At 68.5% G+C, this 20,190-nt stretch carries 14 protein-coding genes; 11 read left to right on the plus strand and 3 right to left on the minus strand.

The genetic code is table 11. The features are described from left to right. The first annotated feature begins 1 nt into the window (after position 1). The 6 genes from VD964_RS14100 to VD964_RS14125 all read left to right on the plus strand — a co-directional run bounded on the left by VD964_RS14100 (position 2) and on the right by VD964_RS14125 (position 11,382). Positions 2–2,038, plus strand: a complete 2,037-nt coding sequence (locus tag VD964_RS14100) for an AsmA family protein (protein ID WP_324869203.1) — start codon at positions 2–4, stop codon at positions 2,036–2,038. A gap of 84 nt (positions 2,039–2,122) precedes the next feature. Then, the gene (locus VD964_RS14105) at positions 2,123–3,898 is read left to right on the plus strand and encodes an SLC13 family permease (protein ID WP_324869204.1); all 1,776 of its coding nucleotides are present in this window, start codon (positions 2,123–2,125) and stop codon (positions 3,896–3,898) included. Positions 3,899–4,001: 103 nt separating this feature from the next. Continuing rightward, positions 4,002–4,493, plus strand: a complete 492-nt coding sequence (locus VD964_RS14110; RefSeq protein ID WP_324869205.1) for a hypothetical protein — start codon at positions 4,002–4,004, stop codon at positions 4,491–4,493. Positions 4,494–4,655: 162 nt separating this feature from the next. Next, positions 4,656–4,946, plus strand: coding sequence for a hypothetical protein (locus VD964_RS14115; RefSeq protein ID WP_324869206.1), 291 nt, complete (start codon positions 4,656–4,658; stop codon positions 4,944–4,946). Positions 4,947–5,273: 327 nt separating this feature from the next. Continuing rightward, positions 5,274–6,437 (plus strand): aminotransferase, encoded by a 1,164-nt coding sequence (locus VD964_RS14120; protein WP_324869207.1) that lies wholly within the window; start codon positions 5,274–5,276, stop codon positions 6,435–6,437. A 166-nt stretch (positions 6,438–6,603) separates the two neighbouring features. After that, a complete protein-coding gene (locus tag VD964_RS14125; protein ID WP_324869208.1) occupies positions 6,604–11,382 on the plus strand; it encodes an alpha-2-macroglobulin in 4,779 nt (1,592 codons plus the stop codon). A 53-nt stretch (positions 11,383–11,435) separates the two neighbouring features. Here VD964_RS14125 and VD964_RS14130 read toward each other — a convergent pair whose 3' ends face one another. Then, positions 11,436–11,624 carry a hypothetical protein gene (locus tag VD964_RS14130; protein WP_324869209.1) on the minus strand — a complete coding sequence of 63 codons (189 nt, stop codon included), beginning with the start codon at positions 11,622–11,624 and terminating at the stop codon, positions 11,436–11,438. Between the two features lie 350 nt (positions 11,625–11,974). Between VD964_RS14130 and VD964_RS14135 the strand changes: the two genes are divergently transcribed. The 5 genes from VD964_RS14135 to VD964_RS14155 all read left to right on the plus strand — a co-directional run bounded on the left by VD964_RS14135 (position 11,975) and on the right by VD964_RS14155 (position 18,802). Beyond that, positions 11,975–12,454 (plus strand): MerR family DNA-binding transcriptional regulator, encoded by a 480-nt coding sequence (locus VD964_RS14135; RefSeq protein WP_324869210.1) that lies wholly within the window; start codon positions 11,975–11,977, stop codon positions 12,452–12,454. After that, a complete protein-coding gene (locus VD964_RS14140) occupies positions 12,451–13,587 on the plus strand; it encodes a thiolase family protein (RefSeq protein WP_324869211.1) in 1,137 nt (378 codons plus the stop codon). The genes VD964_RS14135 and VD964_RS14140 overlap by 4 nt, the downstream gene beginning before the upstream one ends. A 25-nt stretch (positions 13,588–13,612) precedes the next feature. Then, entirely contained in the window at positions 13,613–15,964 is a 2,352-nt protein-coding gene (locus VD964_RS14145) for a 3-hydroxyacyl-CoA dehydrogenase/enoyl-CoA hydratase family protein (RefSeq protein WP_324869212.1), read from the plus strand. A 16-nt stretch (positions 15,965–15,980) separates the two neighbouring features. After that, complete coding sequence (locus VD964_RS14150; protein ID WP_324869213.1) at positions 15,981–17,771, plus strand: acyl-CoA dehydrogenase C-terminal domain-containing protein; 1,791 nt, start codon at positions 15,981–15,983, stop codon at positions 17,769–17,771. Positions 17,772–18,151: 380 nt separating this feature from the next. Further along, complete coding sequence (locus VD964_RS14155) at positions 18,152–18,802, plus strand: response regulator (RefSeq protein WP_149225682.1); 651 nt, start codon at positions 18,152–18,154, stop codon at positions 18,800–18,802. A gap of 82 nt (positions 18,803–18,884) precedes the next feature. Here the strand turns inward: VD964_RS14155 and VD964_RS14160 are convergent, their stop codons facing one another. Together VD964_RS14160 and VD964_RS14165 are read right to left on the minus strand one after the other, a co-directional pair. Further along, positions 18,885–19,319 (minus strand): CBS domain-containing protein, encoded by a 435-nt coding sequence (locus VD964_RS14160; protein WP_324869214.1) that lies wholly within the window; start codon positions 19,317–19,319, stop codon positions 18,885–18,887. Between the two features lie 151 nt (positions 19,320–19,470). Then, positions 19,471–20,190, minus strand: a 720-nt coding sequence (locus VD964_RS14165) for an OmpW/AlkL family protein (RefSeq protein WP_324869215.1), incomplete at its 5' end; no start/stop codon positions are given.

A 20,190-nucleotide genomic window follows, 5' to 3' on the forward strand; every position in this document is an offset into this window, starting at 1 on the left:
AATGGCAGCGGGAGCGGGATCGGTGTTCAAGTGGATCGGCTACGGCCTGCTGGGCCTGGTCGGCCTCGCCGTGGTCGGCGTCGGCGCGGTGCTGCTGCTGTTCGACTGGAACGATGCCCGCGGCTTCGTCGCCCGCCGCGCCTCGGCCGCGCTGAACCGCGAGGTCGCCATCGACGGCGACCTGCGCGTCCATCTCGGCGATCCGATCCGCATCCATGTCGAAGGGCTGCGCGTCGCCAACGCCAAATGGGCGGTAGAGCGGGGCGAGGACAAGGACATGGTGGCGATCCAGGCGCTGGACGCCACGCTGCGGCTCTGGCCCCTGCTGCGCGGGGACTGGGAGCTGCCGGAGCTGAAGTTCCAGGGTCCCAAGCTGATCCTGGAGAAGAACGAGCAGGGCGAGGCCAACTGGAACTTCGGCCCGCCCAACGCGGAGAAGGAGGTGGCGAAGGAGGCCGCGACCCCCGACGACCGTGGCGACATCCCGGTGATCGAGCGGCTGGTGATCGCCGACGGCCGGATTCGCTATCGCGATCCCACCAGCGACATCGACATCGACAACACCATCAACACCGCCACCGGCGGCAACGACAGCGACACGGTGCAGCTGAACGGCAAGGGCAACTTCGCCGGAAAGCCCTTCACCCTGGCGGCGGAAGGCGGCTCGCTGCTCTATCTGCGCGACGACCCCAAGCCCTATCCGATGAAGATCGAGGCCGCCATCGGCAAGACCAAGGGCCGCATCGAGGGCTCGGTGGCGGAGCCGGTGAAGCTGGAGGGCGTCGACCTGTCCGTGGCGCTCAGCGGCGACGACATGTCGGAGATCTTCCCCATCGTCGGCATCCCGACGCCGAAGACCCGCCCCTATTCCATCTCCGGCCATCTGGGGCGCGAAGGCAATGTCTGGGCCTTCCGCAGCATGAACGGCAAGGTGGGCGAAAGCGACCTGTCGGGCGACGTGTCGGTGGACACCGGCGGCGACCGGCCGATGGTGAAGGCCGCCCTCACCTCCAACCGGCTGGCGGCGCTTGATATGGCTGGCTTCGTCGGCGCCTCTCCCCGCGGCAGTGACGATTACCCCACCCGTGGCCGCAACCGCGTCATCCCTGCCACGCCGATCCCGGTGGACAAGCTGCGCAACGCCGACATGGACGTCACCCTGCAGGGCAAGCGGGTGGAGGCGCCCTTCGCCCCCCTCCAGGACCTGGAGATGCATGTCAGGCTGACCAACGGCGACCTGCATGTCGATCCGCTGTCGCTGGGCATCGGCGGTGGGCGGATCGCCGGCACGGTGCAGGTCGACGGCAGCCGCAAGGTTCCGGCCCTGCGCACCAACCTGGACATCCGCTCCATGAAGCTGTCGTCCTTCTTCAGCGAAACCTCCTTCGCCGGCCAGATCGGCGGCACGGTTGCCGGCCGCATCCAACTGGCCGGCACCGGCAAGACGGTGGCCGACCTGCTGGCGACCTCCGACGGCAAGGTCGGCGTTTCGGTCGATGGCGGGCGAATCACCAGCCTCGCGGTCAAGGGGCTGAAGACCAACATCCTGGAGACGCTGGGCGTGGTGATCTCCGGTTCCGAACCGATGCCCTTCAACTGTCTGGTCGGCAACCTGTCGGTGGAGAACGGCATCGCCCGCGCCGAGGCGCTGGTGCTCGACACGCCCGAAACCCTGGTCACCGGCAAGGGGACGATCAGCCTGCGCAACGAGGCGCTCGACCTGCGGATCGTCGGCGATTCCAAGTCGCCGCAGATGTTCGCCACCCATGTGCCGGTGCTGGTCGGCGGAACGCTGGGCAACCCCGACATCGGCGTCGATCCCACCGAGTCCGCGGCACGCGGCGCCGCGGCGGTGGCGCTGGGCGTGCTGCTGACCCCGCTGGCCGGCGTGCTGCCCTTCCTTGACCCAGGCAGTGATGAGCAGCCACAGTGTGGCCGGCTGGTGCAGGATGCCCGCTCCCCCAACAAGGGAGCGCCGGCGTCCGGCAAGTCGGGCAATGGCCGCGGGGAGGGCAAGGCGTCGGGTTCGGCCCGCTGACCGCCTGTTCCGCGCCCCTCCTGTCCGGCTCCCCTTGAACGGGGCGGCCCGGGAAAACGGACAGGAAGGACGCCGCCTCTCCCAATGACCATCGACCAGATGTTATCGTTCGGCATCATCGGCGCGGTGATCGCGCTGCTGATCTGGGACCGGCTGCGCTACGACCTCGTCGGGATGATCGCCCTGCTGGCTTCGGTCGCGGTGGGGATCGTGCCGGCCAAGCAGGCTTTCCAGGGCTTCTCCGACGACATCGTCATCATTGTCGGCTCCGCCCTGGTGATCAGTGCCGCCGTCGGCCGGTCGGGCGTGGTCGAGGCGGCGATGCGCCCGCTGGCCGCGCGCATGACGACGGTGTGGACGCAGGTCGCCATCCTGGCCGGGGCGGTCACGCTGCTGTCGGCCATCGTCAAGAACATCGGCGCGCTCGCCATCTTCATGCCGATCGCCCTGCAGGTGGCGCGGCGCACCGGCACGCCGGTGTCGATGCTGCTGATGCCGATGGCCTTCGGGTCGCTGCTGGGCGGGCTGATGACGCTGGTCGGCACCTCCCCCAACATCATCGTGTCCCGCGTCCGTGCCGAGATGACGGGCCAGCCCTTCCACATGTTCGACTTCACGCCCGTCGGGCTGGTGATCGCGGTGTTCGGCGTCGCCTTCCTGGCGGTGGGCTTCCGGCTGCTGCCAAAGGGGCGGACCGCGGCGGCCGGACCGGCCTTCAACATCGACGATTACACGGCGGAGGCGCGGCTGCCGGCCGGTTCCCAGTTCGTCGGCCGCACGGTCGCGGAACTGGAGGCCGTCAGCGAGGGCGAGATCACGCTTGCCGCCATCGTGCGCGAGAACTACCGCCGCTATGTCCCGTCGGGCCATTGGGTGCTGTTCGCCGACGACATCCTGGTGCTGGAGGGCGACACCACGGCGCTGGCCGAACTGGTCAAGCGTGCCGGCCTGAAGATGGTGCACGACAAGGATCTGGAGGGGGTCGAGAAGGAGGACGAGATCTCCGTGGTCGAGGCGGTGGTGGAACAGCGCTCCGCCATGATCGGCCACAGCATCGAGGAGGTGAACCTGCGCGAGCGCTTCGGCGCCAACCTGCTGGCGATCAGCCGGCGCGGGCGGCCGATCCGCCAGCGGCTGCGCCGCGTCCGCCTGCAATCGGGCGATCTGGTTGTCCTGCAGGGCCGGCAGGCCGCCATGTCCGACACGCTGGCCGAGCTGGGCTGCCTGCCGCTGGCCGAGCGCGACCTCGCCATCGGCCGCACGCCCAAGCGCGCGGCGGCGGTCGCGGTTCTGGGACTGACCGTGGTGCTGGTCGCCACCGGGCTGGTCCCGGTCACCATCGCTTTCTTCGGGGCGGCGGTGGCGATGATGGCGCTGAAGGTGGTCAGCCTGCGCGAGGCCTACGAATCGGTGGAATGGCCGATCCTGGTCCTGCTCGGCTCCCTGATTCCGGTCAGCGAGACCCTGCGCACCACCGGCGGCAGCGAACTGATCGCCGGCCTGCTGTCGGAGGCGTCGCAGGGGCTGCCGCCCATCGGCGCGCTCGCCATGATCATGGTGGCGGCGATGGCGGTGACGCCCTTCCTGAACAATGCCGCGACCGTGCTGGTGATGGCGCCCATCGGCGCCAGCCTCGCCACCCATCTGGGCTTGAGGCCGGACGCCTTCCTGATGGCGGTGGCCATCGGGGCCGGCTGCGACTTCCTCACCCCCATCGGGCACCAGTGCAACACGCTGGTGATGGGGCCGGGCGGCTACCGCTTCGGCGATTACTGGCGGCTGGGGCTGCCGCTGTCGATCATGGTCGTGATCCTGGGCACGGCGGCCATCTCGGTGTTCTGGCCGCTGACGCCGCGCTGAAAATCTCGTCTCCTCACGGATTTGTGTGGTGCGCGGGCGGTTCCGTCTTCCCTTCGTCTGGTGTAGGCTTCGTCGCAGGGCGAATGCCTGACGGGAGGCCGATATGTCGGTTTGGCGCCGCTATCTGGTGAAGGACGTGACGGGCCGGCTGGTCGACCTGCCGAGCAGCCTGCTCGACCGCGCCGACGACGGCACTGCCCCGCTGCCGCATTTCGCCGGCCGGTGCGTGGAACTCGTGGCCGCAGTGATCGTCGGCGACCGCAAGACCCACGCCCGCGTCACCGAACTGGCCTTCACCAAGCTGTATTTCGACCAGATGGGCTATGTCGACGCCGCCAAGCGCGAGCGGATGATCCGCCTGATGCTGGAAAGCTGCGCCGACCGCCGCTGCACGCCGCCCCGGCCGGACGCCCGAAACGACGCCGGGCATAGCGATTGCGACCGCCTGTCCCGGCGTGCCGGTGCCGCCCGCGACCAGCTGATCCGCGAATTCGGCTGGGAACCCAAGCCCGACGAGCGCGACGCCGCCCTCAGCCGCCTCGACCCCGCCCGCCTGCGCATCGCCCGTTCGGAACCGGCGCGGACGCTGCATTGAGGGGTGGGGCGCAAAATCCCCCTCTCCCCTGGGGGGAGAGGGGATCGTTTCGAGATTGAGGACCTGTGCATTCCTCACCCGCAAGGGGAGGGGGGCCTTTTCGGCTGCCATCCTCCGGCCCATATGCAGGCCAACGGAAGCATGGAGCCTAGCGAACCACAGATGAGTCCTCCCGATACCGCCCAGACGCTGTCTTTCGCGCGTGTGCGCCAGCTGGCACTGATCGGCGCCGGATGCACCATCATCCTGTTCGGCCTGCTGCTGGCGCCTCTGCCCGGTCCCGGCGGGCTGCCGGTGATGCTGCTTGGCGGCATTCTCGTGCTGCGCAACTCCGCCGATGCCCGCCGCCTTTTCGTGCGCAGCAAACGCCGCTATCCCCGCATGTTCAGCCCGGTGGAGCGAATCCGCCTGAAACTGCGCGCCCGCCGCCTGCGCAAGATGAACCGCAGCTGACCCGCCGCTTTTTCCTCCATCCCTTACCCGCCGGCCCGTCCGGTGATAAAAAGGAACGCGACCGTTCCCGTTCGCGAAGGGGGCCAGTGTGTTCTCCAGCGTGTTCTGCAGACCTCATGGTGCCGAAACCTTCGTCCCCCTCTTCGCGCGGCGCGGCCGGCTTGGCCGGTTGAACAGTGGAACATCCCCGGAAAACCGTTCCACACCGTTTCAAACGTTCCATTCGCCCCATCGGCCGCCCGCGGTCTGCCCTGCGGAAGCGGGCACTGGACAGCGTCGCCCCGCAGCCTCCATCTTGTGCGTCCGTTCGCATGAGGAGGGTTTGCGGTGAAGTCGGGCAACGCGCTGCTGTCCAGCTATGGCACCACCATTTTCGAGGTCATGTCCCGCCTGTCGGAAGAGCATGGCGCGATCAATCTGGGCCAGGGGTTCCCCGACGACCGTGGGCCGGCCGACGTGCTGCAGACCGCGGCCGACGCGCTGCTCCAGGGCTGGAACCAGTATCCGTCGATGATGGGCACCCCCGACCTGCGGCAGGCGCTGGCCGCCCATGCCCAGCGCTTCTACGGCCTCGACGTCGACTGGAAGACCGAGACGATGGTCACCTCCGGCGCCACCGAGGCGCTGACCGCCTGTCTGCTCGGCCTGATCAATCCGGGCGACGAGGTAGTGCTGTTCCAGCCGATGTACGACAGCTACCTGCCGATCGTCCGGCTGGCCGGCGGCGTGCCGCGCTTCGTCTCGCTGAAGGCGCCGGACTGGAGCTTCAGCCGCGCCGACCTGGAGGCCGCCTTCTCGCCGCGCACCAAGCTGGTGCTGATCAACGACCCGCTGAACCCGGCGGCCAAGGTCTTCGACCGGGCGGAACTAGATCTGATCGCCGAATTCGTCCAGCGCCATGACGCACTGGCCGTCTGCGACGAGGTGTACGAGCACATCGTCTTCGACGGCCGCCGCCACATCCCGCTGATGACCCTGCCGGGCATGCGCGACCGCTGCCTGAAGATCGGCTCGGCCGGCAAGACCTTCTCGCTGACCGGCTGGAAGGTCGGCTACGTCACCGCCGCCCCGCACCTGCTGCAGCCCGTCGCCAAGGCCCACCAGTTCCTGACCTTCACCACCCCGCCGAACCTCCAGGCCGCCGTCGCCTACGGCCTCGGCAAGGAGGAGGGCTACTTCACCGGCCTTTCCGCCGGGCTGGAGGCCAAGCGCGACCGGCTTGCCGCCGGGCTCGCTTCCGTCGGATTCGACGTGCTGCCCAGCGCCGGCACCTATTTCGTCGCCGCCGACGTCGGCCGCTTCGGCTTCGACGGCGACGACCAGGCCTTCTGCCGCTGGCTGGTGGCGGAGGCGAAGGTCGCGGCCATCCCGGTCAGCGCCTTCTTCGTGGAGAATGCGCCGACCAGCGTCGTGCGTTTCTGCTTCTCCAAGCGGGACGAGGTGCTCGACGAGGCCATCGCCCGCCTGCGGAACCGCTTCGCGGGCAGCTAGGCGTTGCCGCGGCGGGAGCGATCTGCGCGCCCCCGCCGCAAAGCCATGGCGAAACCCCAGCCGCTTGGGCATACTCCCGCCGGTTTTGTCCAGGTCCGAGCCGACGCCAGGGCTGTCCCCGGCCTCGCGGTATCGGACCCACCCGCGGAATTGGGGCCTGTCTCGAATGTTGCGTGCGCTGGCGCGTGTCTGTGCCGTTCTCGTCGCGTGCTCCGGCACGTACACCGTTTCCCGGACCCTCGCCGCCGATCCCCCGGCCGAGCCGGTGCCCTTCGGCGTGTCGGGCGTGGAGGTGGTGGCGGAGCGTGATACGCCCCAGGCCTGCTTCACCTTCACCGACCGGCTGGAGCGCTCGCGCGCCGTCAACTACCGCGACTATGTCGCAGTGGAGCCGGCGGTCGACGGTGCCGCCATCGCCCGCGACCGTACGCTCTGCGTGGAAGGGCTGCGCCATGGCGAGGCCTACCGGGTCACGCTGAAGGACGGGCTGCCGGGAATCGACGGCAAGCGCCTGCCGGCCGCCGACACCCGCGAGGTGCAGGTGCCCAACCGCAAGCCCTCGCTGGCCTTCCGCGGGGCCGGCTACATCCTGCCGCGCGTCGGGTCGGACGGGCTGCCGCTGCGCTCGATCAACCTGGACCGGGCGAAGCTGCAGGTGCTGCGCATCGCCGACCGGGCGCTGGTCGAGAAGATCTATTTCGGCCGCATCACCCAGCAGATGACCGACTACGACATCGGCGAGATCCTGGACAAGTCGGGGCAGGAGGTCTGGCGCGGCGAGATGGGCATCGGCAACCAGCCGAACCGCAGCGTCACCACCGCCTTCCCGATCGACGCCGTGCTGGGCAAGCTGGAGCCGGGCGTCTATGTCGCCGTGGCCGGCGCCGACGAGATCAAGCCGGGCGGCTGGGACCGCAAGGCGACCCAATGGTTCGTGGTGTCCGACCTCGGCCTCAACACCATTCTCGGCGACGATTCGCTGGTGGTCTTCGCCCGCTCCGTCCAGAGCGCCAGCCCGGCTGCAGGCGTTGAGCTGCGTCTGGTCGCCCGCAACGGCGCCGAGCTGGGCCGCGTCCAGACCGGGGAGGACGGGCTCGGCCGATTCGATCTCGCCGCATTGCGCGCCGCCGGGACCGAGCCGGTCCAGGCCCTGTTCGCCGCGCGCGGCGACGGCGATTTCGCCGTTCTCGACCTGACCGCCGGCGGCGCCCCCTCGGCGGAGTCGCCGGACAAGCCCGCTCCGATCGCCCGTCCGATGACCGGCGGGTTCGACGCCTATCTCTATACCGAGCGCGGGATCTACCGCCCGGGCGAGACGGTGCAGCTGACCGCCCTGCTGCGCGACACCGACCTGAATCCGCCCGCCGGCAAGGCGCTGACCATCCGGGTCCTGCGTCCCGACGGGTTCGAGGTTGAACGGCGCACCCTGGCCGACAGCGGGGCCGGCGGCTTCGCTACCCGCATCGACCTGCCGATGAACGCCTTCCCCGGCAACTGGGTCGTCACCGCCCATGCCGAGCCGGACGGCCCGGCCATCGGCAAGGCCGAGTTCCTGCTGGAGGACTTCGTGCCGCCGCGGCTCGACCTGTCGCTGTCCTCCCCGATGACGGAGCTGGCGGCCGACGGAGAGGCCGATGTCGCTCTCGACAGCCATTATCTCTATGGCGCGCCGGCATCCGGCCTGCCGGGAGAGCTGACGGTCGCCCTGCGCGCCGCGGTCAACCCCTATCCCAACCTGCCGGGCTATCATTTCGGTCTGGCGCAGGAGGACGTGAAGCCGGCCCGCGCCGATCTGCCGGGCTTCATCACCGATTCCAACGGTTCGGCCCGCCTGAAGGTCAAGCTGCCGCGTCCGCCCGAAAGCACCCGTCCGCTGGAAGCGGTGGTGCGCGCCACCCTGTTCGACATCGGCGGCCGCCCGGTCGGCCGCGACTTCGTCCTGCCTGTCCACCACCAGCCCTTCGCCATCGGCATCAAGCCGCGCTTCGAGGGCGACGGCGTGCCGGAAGGCGCCACCGCCGGATTCGAGGTGATCGCCGTCGGCCCGGACGGCAAGCCTACCGACCACGCCGACCTCTCCTACGAGCTGTTCGAGGAGGAGTACGACTACGCCTGGTACGAGGCCAACGGCCGCTGGGACTACAAGGTGACGGTGAAGGACCAGCGCGTGACCGGCGGCACCCTGTCGGCCCAGGCCGGCAGCCCGACCGCGGTGGAGGCTCCGGTCGCCGCCGGACGCTACCGGTTGGAGGTGTTCGACCCCAAGACCGGCGTCGCCACCAGCGTCCGCTTCGCCGCCGGCTGGTGGATGACCCCGACCGCCGGGGAGCGGCCGGACGCCGTCGACGTCTCGGTGATGATGCCGGCCTACCGCGCCGGGGAAAGCGCCTGGGTCTTCGTCAAGCCGCCCTATGACAGCCAGGTCCTGGTGGCGGTGGCCGACCGCGGCGTGACCTATGCCGTCACCCGCGCCATCGGCACCCAGGGCGCCTTCCTGGAGATCCCGGTCGGGCAGGGCTGGACCAGCGGCGCCCATGTGCTGGCGACCGCCTTCGCCACCTCCGACCCGCAGTCGAAGAAGCCGCCGCGCCGCGCGGTGGGCCTCGCCTGGCTGGCGATGGACAAGGCGCCGCGCACGCTGGACATCCGCCTGTCCGCCCCGGCGGAGACGGAGCCGCGCCGCGCCATGACCGCCGAGATCACGGTGGACGGCATCGCCGAGGGCAAGCAGGCCTTCGTGACGCTGGCCGCCGTCGACGAATCGGTGATGCAGCTGACCGACCAGCCGTCTCCCGATCCGGCCCGCCACTATTTGGGCAAGCGGCCGCTGACCGTGGAGCTGCGCGATTCCTACGGTCGCCTGATCGATCCCGCCAGCCTCGACGCCGCCCGGCCGCCGGCTCCGCCCACGCCGCGCCTGCGTCAGGTCGCCGGGCTGGTGCCGCCCAAGTCGGAGCGGGTGGTCTCGCTCTATTCCGGCATCCTGACCGTTGGGGCGGACGGCAAGGTCTCCGTTCCCTTCGACCTGCCCGACTTCCAGGGCCGGCTGCGCCTGATGGCCGTGGCCTGGAGCGAGGGGCGGATCGGCCATGCCGAAAGCCAGATGCTGGTCCGCGATCCGGTCGTCGCCGATGCGGTGCTGCCGCACTTCCTCGCCCCCGGCGATTCGGCGCAGCTTATCCTGTCGCTCGACAACCTGAACGGCCCGTCCGGCGATTACCGCATGACCCTGACCGCCGAGGGCGCCGTCTCCATCCTCCAGGGCGAGGGCGGTGCCGAGTTGGAGGTGCCGAAGCTGGCGCGCGGCAAGCGGGCGACCGCCGGCCGGGTGCTGACCGCCACCGCCGTGGGCGCCGGCCACGTCACGCTGGACGTCACCGGTCCGGACGGCGTCCGCGTTACCCGGCGCTGGGACGTCACCGTGCGCCCGGCCTCGCCGCCGATTTCGCGCCGCACCGCCTCCTCCCTGCCCACCGACAAGAGCCTGGCCCTCCCGGCCGACATCACCGCCGGATTGCGGCCGGAAACCCTGTCCGTCGGTGCCGTGGTGGCTCCGCTGCCGGACCTGGACGTGCCGGGCCTGCTCTTCGCGCTCGACCGGGCGGCACCGGGCGGGGCGGAGCAGACCGCCAGCCGCATCCTGCCGCTGCTGTCGATGCCGGATATCGCCGCCGGCCTGGGCATCGCGCCGGAGGACCGGATCAAGGCGCGTGTCCAGCGCGGCATCGACCGGCTGCTGACCTTCCAACGTGCCGACGGCGCCTTCGCCGCATGGTCGCCGAAGGGCGATCTCGACCCGTGGCTGACCGCCTATGCGGTCGACGTGCTGGGCCGTGCCAAGGCGGCGGGCTACCGCATCCCCGACCAGCCCTACCGCAAGGGGCTGGACTGGATGAAGCAGGCGGTCGACAACGCCTGGGTCGAGACCGCCGACCTGCCGGGCCGCGCCTATGCCCTGTATGTGCTGGCGCGGGCGAAGCTGATCGATGCCGGCGCGGTGCGCTATTTCCGCGAGAACTACTGGGACCGGCTGCCGACCGACTTCGGCCGGGCGCAGGTCGCCGCCGCCGCCGCCGTGCTGGGCGACCAGCCGGCTGCCGCCGACGCCTTCTCCAAGCTGACCGGCGCCCGGATGGTGACGGCCAGTCTGCGCGACCAGGGGTCCTCCCTGCGGGACGAGGCCGGCGTGGTGGCGCTGATGGCGGAAAGCGGGGTGGTCGACCGCGACCGCATCTTCCAGGCGGCGGAGCGCGTGGCGAAGACCTTCGCCGCGGTCCGCACCACCAACCCGCAGGAACAGGCTTGGCTGCTGCTGGCGTCCAAGGCTCTGATCGACCGGGCCGCCCCGATGAAGCTCGCCATCGGCGACCAGACGGTGGAGAACGCCAAGCCCCAGATCCTGCGCATCGACCCGGCCGCACCGCCGGCGATCCGCAACCTGGGCGGCGAAGTCCGGCAGACCGTGTCGGTGGCCGGCGTGCCCGACCAGCCGGCCGGCGCGGAAGAGCAGGGCATGACCATTCGCCGCCGCCTGTTCGATATGGCCGGCCGTCCGGTCGACCCGGCCGGCGTCCGCCACAACGACCTGCTGGTGGTGATCCTGGAGGGTGAGGTCGGCGACCCGCTCGATCACTCGGTGCTGGTCAGCGATCCGCTGCCGGCCGGCTTCGAGATCGAGAATGTCCGGCTTGCCAACAGCGGCCAGCTCGGCAAGCTGTCCTGGCTGGGCGAGTTGTCGTCGGTCCGCAATGTGGAGTTCCGCGACGACCGCTTCCTGGCCGCCGTCGATTTGCCGAAGGCGGCCCCCCGCTTCCGGCTGGTCTATCTGGTCCGCGCCGTCACCCCCGGCGACTTCGCGGCCCCCGGCGCCCATGTGCAGGACCTGCAGCGGCCCCACCTGTCCGCCCGGACCGCGGTATCCCGCCTGCGCGTACTGCCGGAGTGAAGGAGCCGGAGTGAAGGGGCGCCGGAGCCGGCGCCCTTTCCTCAAGGCCAAACCTAGAAATAGCTCTGCTCGCCCCGATGGTTGTCGCGCCGCCGGACGAGCAGGGTCAGGCCTGCGACCACCACCGCGAAGCACAGGGTCAGCAGCACGTAGAAGGCCAGCGCAAGGCCGACCGTCATGGTGCCGAGCAGCACCATGGCCAATATCCAGACGCCCAGCGATACGATGGCGCGCGCCGACATGGGTTGTCTCCTATCCCCTGTCCTGATCCGCCGAAAACAGTCGATCCACCCTGAACCCGCCGCGGCCTTCTGGCCGTCTGTCCGGCGCCGCATCCACTTCCCATATGGAATCGGGGAGCCGGCGGGGCTCGTCGTGTCCTGGGCAAAGCCTGCCACAGCCGCAAAGCGGAACAGGGCGTGGCATCCTGTCACTGCGCGGGCGCGCCGCACCTGTTAGTGGCTGAACAGTTGTCCGCCCAAGGGTATGGCCGGGCGGCTCGCCAAACTGGTTGGCTTGGTCAACAAGTCTGTTGACAGCATGCGGCATCGACCTTACCTTTACGTAAACGTCAAGGAAGGGAGCGAACGGAGTGGATCGGCTTTCGGTCGGCTACGGCATGGCGGAGACGGGGGAGGGCGCTGAAAACGGCCTCATGTCCGACCCGCGGCTCGCCATTGGCGAATTGGCCGGGGAGTTCGGTCTGACCCACCGCACCATCCGCCATTACGAGGACGAAGGGCTGCTGGCGCCGGAGCGGATGGGCAGCACCCGTGTTTACGGCCACCGCGACCGCGCCCGGCTGGCGCTGATCTGCCGGGGGAAGCGGTTGGGTTTCAGCCTGGCCGAGATCAAGGATTTCCTGAACCTCTACGACACCGACGACGCCCAGATCGAACAGATGCGCTACATGCGCTCCATCGCGCGCCGCCGGATTTCCGCACTTGAACAGCAGCTTGCCGACGTCCAGCAGACGCTATCGGAGCTGTGCACCATCGACACCCAGATCTCCGAGCATCTTCGCCGCAACGGCATCACGGAGACGCAGGACATGGAGGAGAAGCACTCATGAAGTCGGTCGTCATCGCCGGTTATGCCCGTTCGCCCTTCGCCTTCGCCCACAAGGGCGAACTGACCAAGGTCCGCCCCGACGAACTGCTGGCCCGCGTCATCGCGGCGCTGGTGGAGCGCACCGGCCTGAAGACCGAGGATGTCGAGGACGTCATCGTCGGCTGCTCCTTCCCCGAGGGCGAGCAGGGGCTGAACGTCGCCCGCACCATCTCCTTCCTGGCCAAGCTGCCGCAGACCGCGGCGGCCACCACGGTGAACCGCTATTGCGGCTCCTCCATGCAGTCGATCCATCAGGCGGCGGGCGCGATCCAGATGGGGGCCGGCGAGGTCTTCATCTGCAGCGGCGTCGAGTCGATGACCCGCGTTCCGATCATGGGCTTCAACCCGATGCCGAACCCGGCGCTGAAGGCGTCCTATCCGGAAGCCTACTGCTCCATGGGCATCACGGCGGAGAACGTCGCCCGCCAATATGCCATCTCCCGCGCCGAGCAGGAGGCGCTGGCCGTCGCCTCCCACGCCAAGGCGGCAGAGGCCCAGGTCTCCGGCCGCATGGCCGATGAGATCGTCGCCATCCAGACTCCCGCCGGTCTGGTCGACAAGGATGGCTGCATCCGCCCCGGCACCAATGCCGACAGCCTGTCGGGCCTGAAGCCGGCCTTCACCGCCGATGGCACCGTGACCGCCGGCACCTCCTCGCCGCTGACCGACGGCGCCGCAGCCGTGCTGGTGACGACGGAGGAGTATGCCAGAGCCAACGGCCTGCCGATCCTGGCGAAGATCCGCTCGGTCGCCGTCGCCGGCTGCGCACCGGAACTGATGGGGCTGGGCCCGGTCCCGGCCACCCGCAAGGCGCTGGCGCGTGCCGGCCTGTCGATCAACGACATCGACATCATCGAGATCAACGAGGCCTTCTCGTCCCAGGCTATCGCCTGCATGCGCGACCTCGACATCGACCCGTCCCGCATCAACCCGGACGGCGGCGCGCTGGCGCTCGGCCACCCGCTGGGGGCCACCGGCGCCCGCATCACCGGCAAGGCCGCGGCCCTGCTGAAGCGCGAAGGCAAGCAGTTCGCGCTGGCGACCCAGTGCATCGGCGGCGGCCAGGGCATCGCCACCATCCTGGAAGCGGTCTGACGAACGGGATCGGGGAGGAAAAACCATGAAGATCGAACGCGCCGCCGTGATCGGTGCGGGCGTGATGGGCGCCGGCATCGCCGCCCATTTCGCCAACGCCGGCATCCCCTGCGTCCTGCTCGACATTCCGGCAAAGGAAGGTGCCGACCGAAGCGCCATCGCCAAGGGCGCGGTGGCGAAGCTGCTGAAGACCGATCCGGCCCCCTTGATGCATCCCAAGAACGCCAAGCTGATCACGCCCGGCAATCTTGAGGACGACCTGAGCCTGCTGGCCGATGTCGACTGGATCGTCGAGGCCATCGTCGAGAACCCGGCGATCAAGGCCGACCTTTACAAGCGCATCGATCCGGTGCGCAAGGCGGGGTCGGTGGTGTCGTCCAACACCTCCACCATCCCGCTGGCTGTGCTGACGCAGGGGCAGGGCGAGCAGTTCCGCCGGGACTTCCTGATCACCCACTTCTTCAACCCGCCGCGCTACATGCGGCTGCTGGAGATCGTCGGCGGCACCGACACCCGGTCCGACGCGCTGGCCGCCATTGCCGACGTCTGCGACCGCCGGCTCGGCAAGGGTGTCGTCCACTGCAAGGATACGCCGGGCTTCATCGCCAACCGCATCGGCGTCTTCTGGATCCAGGCTGCGGTCAACGCCGCCGTCGATCTGGGCCTGACGGTGGAGGAGGCGGACGCTGTCGGCGGCCGTCCGATGGGCATCCCCAAGACGGGCGTGTTCGGCCTGATGGACCTCGTCGGGCTGGACCTGATGCCGCACATCGCCAAGAGCATGTCGGCCACCCTGCCGGCCAACGACGCCTATCGCGGCCAGATGCGCGAGCACCCGGTCATCACCCGGATGATCGCGGAGGGCTATACCGGCCGCAAGGGCAAGGGCGGCTTCTACCGCATCAACAAGGCCGGCGGCGGCAAGGTGAAGGAGTCGGTCGATCTCCAGACCGGCGAGTACGCCCCGTCGGAGAAGGCCCGGCTGGACAGCGTCTCCTCCGCCGGCCGCGACCTGCGCAAGCTGTGCGAGCACCCGGACAAGGGCGGCCGCTTCGCCCGCCGTGTCCTGGCCCAGACGCTGGCCTATGCCGCCAGCCTGGTGCCGGAGATCGCCGACAGCATCGTCGCCGTCGATGAGGGCATGCGCCTCGGCTACAACTGGAAGCAGGGTCCGTTCGAGCTGATCGACCGGCTGGGCACCGACTGGTTCGCCGAGCTGTGCCGCTCGGAAGGCATCCCGGTTCCGGCGCTGGTCGAGACGGCATCCGGCCGTCCCTTCTACCGGGTCGAGGACGGCAAGCTCCAGCACCTGACGACATCCGGCGTCTACGACACGGTGGTTCGCCCCGACGGCGTCCTGCTGCTGTCGGACATCAAGCGCGCCGCCGGCAAGCCGGTGTGGAAGAACGGCTCCGCCAGCCTGTGGGACATCGGCGACGGCGTGCTGTGCGTCGAGTTCACCAGCAAGATGAATGCGGTCGATGCCGACATCATGGCCGCCTACGAGAAGGCGATGCGCCTGATCGGCGACGGCAAAGGCGACTGGAAGGCGCTTGTCATCCACAACGAGGCCGACAATTTCTCGGTCGGCGCCAATCTGGGCCTCGCCCTCTTCGCACTGAACATCGGCCTGTGGCCGCAGATCGAGGAGATGGTGGAGGGCGGCCAGCGCACCTACCGCGCGCTGAAATATGCGCCCTTCCCGGTGGTGGCGGCGCCCAGCGGCATGGCGTTGGGCGGCGGCTGCGAGATCCTGCTGCATTCCGACCACGTCCAGGCCCACGCCGAGACCTATGTCGGTCTGGTCGAGGTCGGCGTCGGCCTGATCCCGGCCTGGGGCGGCTGCACCGAAATGCTGGCCCGCCATCAGGCCAACCCGAAGGCGCCGCGCGGGCCGATGCCCGGCATCGCCAAGGCCTTCGAGATCATCAGCACCGCCACCGTCGCCAAGTCGGCGGCCGAGGCCAAGGAGCTGCTGTATTTCCGCGCCACCGACGGCATCACCATGAACCGCGACCGCCTGCTGGCCGACGCCAAGGCCAAGGCGCTGGAACTGGCGGCCGACTACACCCCGCCGGAGAAGACCCCAGGAAAGACCATTTCCTATGTCCTGCCCGGCCCCAGCGCCAAGGCGGCGATGGAGCTGGCGGTGGAAGGCTTCGCCCTGCAGGGCAAGGTCACGCCGCACGACAAGGTGGTCTGCGCCGCGCTGGCCGAGGTGCTGAGCGGCGGCGAGGAGGCAGACGTCTCCAAGCCGGTCGGCGAGGACCACATCCTGCGGCTGGAGCGCGAGGCGTTCATGGGTCTGGTGCGCACCGGCGGCACCATCGACCGGATCGAGCACATGCTGCTCACCGGCAAGCCGCTGCGGAACTGAGGGGGAGGAACGAGAGATGCCGATCTACAAGGCTCCGCTTGAGGATGTGCGCTTCGTCCTGGACGAGATCGTCGGTCTGGACAAGCTGTCGGCCCTGCCGGGCTATGAGGACGCCACGCCGGAACTCGTCGGCCAGGTGCTGGAGGAAGGCGCCAAGCTGTGCGAGGAGGTGCTGTTCCCGCTGAATCAGTCCGGTGACGGCGAGGGTTGCCATTTCGAGAATGGCGAGGTCCGCACGCCCAAGGGCTTCAAGGAGGCGTACAGCACCTATATCGAGGCCGGCTGGCAGGGGCTGGCCTGCGACCCCGCCTATGGCGGGCAGGGGCTGCCGAAGCTGGTCAACATCATGCTGGAGGAGTTCATCTGCTCCGCCAACCTCAGCTTCGGCATGTATCCCGGCCTGTCGCTCGGCGCCTACAACGCACTGGCGATGTACGGCTCGGACGACCTGAAGCAGCGCTTCCTGCCCAAGCTGGTCGACGGCACCTGGTCCGGCACCATGTGCCTGACCGAACCGCATTGCGGCACCGACCTCGGCATCATCCGCACCAAGGCGGTTCCCGACGAGCAGGGCGGCTACAAGATCACCGGCACCAAGATCTTCATCTCGGCCGGCGAGCATGACCTGACCGAGAACATCCTGCATCTGGTGCTGGCCCGCCTGCCGGACGCCCCGGCCGGAACCCGCGGCATCAGCCTGTTCCTGGTGCCGAAGTTCATGCCCGACGCCGACGGCACGCCGGGTGCGCGCAACGGCGTCGCCTGCGGCTCCATCGAGCACAAGATGGGCATCAAGGCGTCGTCGACCTGCGTCATGAACTTCGAGGACGCCACCGGCTGGCTGGTGGGCGAGCCGCACAAGGGCATGCGTGCCATGTTCGTGATGATGAACGCGGCCCGTCTGGCCGTGGGCATCCAGGGGCTGGGTCTGGCCGAGGTCTCCTACCAGAACGCCGTCAACTACGCCCGCGAACGGCTTCAGGGCCGGTCGTTGTCGGGGGTGAAGGCGCCGGACAAGCCGGCCGACCCGATCATCGTCCACCCGGACGTCCGCCGGAACCTGCTGACCGCCCGTGCCTTCACCGAAGGTGCGCGTGCCCTGGGAGCGCTGACCGCCTACAAGCTCGACGTGGCGGAAAAGCACCCCGATGCCCGCACCCGCCGCGACGCCGACGAGTTCGTCCAGCTGATGACGCCGATCGTCAAGGCGCTGTTCACCGACATTGGTTTCGACGCGGCCAACATCGCCGTGCAGGTCCATGGCGGCCACGGCTTCATCTGGGAGACCGGTGTCGAGCAATATGTCCGCGACGCCCGCATCTGCCAGATCTATGAGGGCACCAACGGCATCCAGGCGCTCGACCTCGTCGGCCGCAAGCTGCCGCAGGACATCGGCCGGCTGCTGCGCCACTTCTTCCACCCCGTCGGCCGCGACATCGAGGCGGCGATGGAGAAGGACGAGTTGGGCGAGTTCGTGATGCCGCTGGCCAAGGCCTTCGCCAAGCTGCAGCAGGCCACCGCCCTGATCGCCCAGAAGGGCCTGAAGGATCCGGAGGAGGCCGGGGCCGCCGCCAGCGACTACCTGCGCCTGTTCGGGCTGGTGGCGCTGGGCTGGAGCTGGCTGACCATGGTGGAGAAGGCGCAGGCCAGGCTCGAAGCCGGGGAGGGCAATGCCGCCTTCTATGAGGCCAAGATCAAGACCGCCCGCTTCTACATGACCAAACTGCTGCCGCAGACGAACAGCCTGTTCATCACCATTGCCGCCGGCGCCAAGCCGTTGATGGAACTGGAAGAGGCCGCTTTCTGACGCACGTCGACCGTCCCACAGGGGCGCGCGATTTCAGGCCGGACCGGTGCCCACAAGGGGCCGGTCCGGCCATTTTTTTGCCTGTGCACAAGCTGGAAGCACGCATTCGCACAGTGACCTAAAATTGTCATACCCCATTGGAAATATCACCCTCGGGAAGCTCTTGCCTCAGCCGATCAGCATTCGGAGCCGTGACAAAAGTTAATTTCGGGTTGTTCCATCTCGTCCCTGCGTGTTACATCTCAATAGAGATTACGTTCGGCCGGTGCCTGCTATATCCTTTGGATTTTAGGGAATATGCGGGTGGCGACAGCCCCCTCCTTTTCTTAAGCCTCTGGGGCGACTTTCGGAGGGGCAGGCATGGTTCGGGAGTTTGAGCGATGAAGATCCTGATCGGTGATGATCACGTCCTGTTCCGGGAAGGTCTTCGCCGTCTGCTTGAGCAGCTGCGCGAAAACGCTACCTTTGCGGAGGCCAGCAATTTCGACGAGCTTCTGGACATGGCGGCTGTGAAGGATGAGGCCTATGACCTGATCCTGACCGACCTGCGCATGCCGGGCTGGCCCGGTTTTTCCGGAATCGGCATGCTGCGCGACCGGCAGCCGAATTCGAAGGTTGTCGTCGTATCCGCGTCCGAGGCGCACTCCGACGTGCGGGAGGCGCTGGAGAACGGCGCCGCCGGCTATATCCCGAAATCGTCCAGCGTGAAGATCATGCTGAGCGCGCTCGATCTGATCTTCTCCGGCGGCGTCTATGTGCCGGCGACGGTTCTTCGCGAGGGGATCGAACCCGACCAGCGCGGCGGTTCGGTGATGCCGCCGAGCGACCCGCAGTTGGAGCAGCTGCTGACCCAGCGTCAGCGCGAGGTGCTCGACCGCCTGCGCGAAGGCAAGTCGAACAAGCAGATCGCCCATGAGCTGGGGCTGTCCGAGGGCACGGTGAAGATCCACATGACCGCGATCTTCAAGTCCTTGGGCGTGCGCAACCGCACCCAGGCGGCCATGGCCTTTCCGCAGTCGCATTCGGCGTAAAACCGCATTCCGGACATCGATGCGAAAAGACCCGCCGGGCTGCCCAGGCGGGTCTTTTGGCATTGGGGATGGATTGTTCGCCTCAGCCCATTCCGGCCACATAGCCGCGCAGCGATTCGACCTCCAACTCGGCATCGTCGATGCGGGCCTTCACCACGTCGCCGATGCTGATGACCCCGACGACGCGGCCGGCATCGACGATCGGCACATGGCGGATGCGCCGTTCGGTCATCACCGCCATCATGTCGGCGACGGTGTCGGTCGGGGTGGCGGTGATCAGGTCGCGCGTCATCAGGTCCGCCGCCGGGCGGTCGAGTGCCGCGGCGCTGTCGCGGGCGACGGCCCGCACGATGTCGCGCTCCGACAGGATGCCGACCGGCTGGCCATCGTCGTCCATCACCAGCACGGCGCCGATCCGGTGCTCGGTCAGCAGGCGGGTGACGGCGGCCACGGTATCGTCCGGTGCGGCGGAAACGATCCGGTTGCCCTTGCGCTTCAAGACGGCTGCAACATGCATGGCTGTACGGCCTCCCTTCCGATGACCCTGATACTGGAATCATGGGGATGCGCGTACAATCTGCAAGACAGATTGTTCAAAGAAAAAGGCGGCCTCTCCGGATGGGAGAGGCCGCCTTTCGGATGTCCGGGACTGGTCCCGGAACCCGTTCTTAGAAGCGGTAGCCGATGCCGACGCCGACCAGCCACGGGTCCAGCGTGACCTTCGAGGTGACCGGCAGGACGGCGGTGCCCACATGGGCATTGGCGGTCACGTCGGTCTTCAGGAAGACCTTCTTGACGTCGAAGTTCAGCGACCAGTTGCCGGTCAGGGCAACGTCGACACCGGCCTGCAGGGCCCAGCCGAAGCGGTTCTTGTAGTTGGTGTCGGTGATGCGCAGGCCGCCGGCGTTCGGGTTGTTGGCCGCGTCCTCGTTGTAGAACAGCGTGTAGTTCACGCCGGCGCCGATGTACGGGCTGATGCGCTCCTTCGGCATGAAGTGGTACTGCACCGTCAGGGTCGGCGGCAGCAGCGACACCTTGCCGATTTCGGTCACGCCACCGGCGGCGGCGATCAGGTTGCCCTTCACGCGATGGCGGCTGGTGCCGGCGATCAGCTCGGCGGCGATGTTGTCGGTGAAGAAGTAAGTGAAATCGACTTCCGGAATGTAGTCGTTGCCGACCTTGGCCGAGCCGACGTCACCCAGCGTCGTGTTGTTGATCGTGCCCTTTTCCTGCGGCAGCACGGCCAGGCCGCGCGCGCGGACGACGATGTCGCCGGCCGACTTGCCCTTGAAGTCCTGAGCGAGCGACGGGGAAGCGATGGCGACAAGGGCCGAGGTCGCCAGCAGGGCGGCGGCGGCGCGCGACAGGATGGTCATGGGGTCTGCTCC

Origin of the sequence: Azospirillum sp., assembly GCF_035628975.1 — a bacterium.
GTDB lineage: Bacteria > Pseudomonadota > Alphaproteobacteria > Azospirillales > Azospirillaceae > Azospirillum.

Bases quoted from the DNA above. Each gene is read 5' to 3' on its own strand.
- VD964_RS14100 (WP_324869203.1), top strand. From the start codon at position 2: ATGGCAGCGGGAGCGGGATCGGTGTTCAAGTGGATCGGCTACGGCCTG.
- VD964_RS14105 (WP_324869204.1), top strand. From the start codon at position 2,123: ATGACCATCGACCAGATGTTATCGTTCGGCATCATCGGCGCGGTGATC.
- VD964_RS14110 (WP_324869205.1), top strand. From the start codon at position 4,002: ATGTCGGTTTGGCGCCGCTATCTGGTGAAGGACGTGACGGGCCGGCTG.
- VD964_RS14115 (WP_324869206.1), top strand. From the start codon at position 4,656: ATGAGTCCTCCCGATACCGCCCAGACGCTGTCTTTCGCGCGTGTGCGC.
- VD964_RS14125 (WP_324869208.1), top strand. From the start codon at position 6,604: ATGTTGCGTGCGCTGGCGCGTGTCTGTGCCGTTCTCGTCGCGTGCTCC.
- VD964_RS14130 (WP_324869209.1), bottom strand. From the start codon at position 11,624: ATGTCGGCGCGCGCCATCGTATCGCTGGGCGTCTGGATATTGGCCATG.
- VD964_RS14140 (WP_324869211.1), top strand. From the start codon at position 12,451: ATGAAGTCGGTCGTCATCGCCGGTTATGCCCGTTCGCCCTTCGCCTTC.
- VD964_RS14145 (WP_324869212.1), top strand. From the start codon at position 13,613: ATGAAGATCGAACGCGCCGCCGTGATCGGTGCGGGCGTGATGGGCGCC.
- VD964_RS14150 (WP_324869213.1), top strand. From the start codon at position 15,981: ATGCCGATCTACAAGGCTCCGCTTGAGGATGTGCGCTTCGTCCTGGAC.
- VD964_RS14155 (WP_149225682.1), top strand. From the start codon at position 18,152: ATGAAGATCCTGATCGGTGATGATCACGTCCTGTTCCGGGAAGGTCTT.
- VD964_RS14160 (WP_324869214.1), bottom strand. From the start codon at position 19,319: ATGCATGTTGCAGCCGTCTTGAAGCGCAAGGGCAACCGGATCGTTTCC.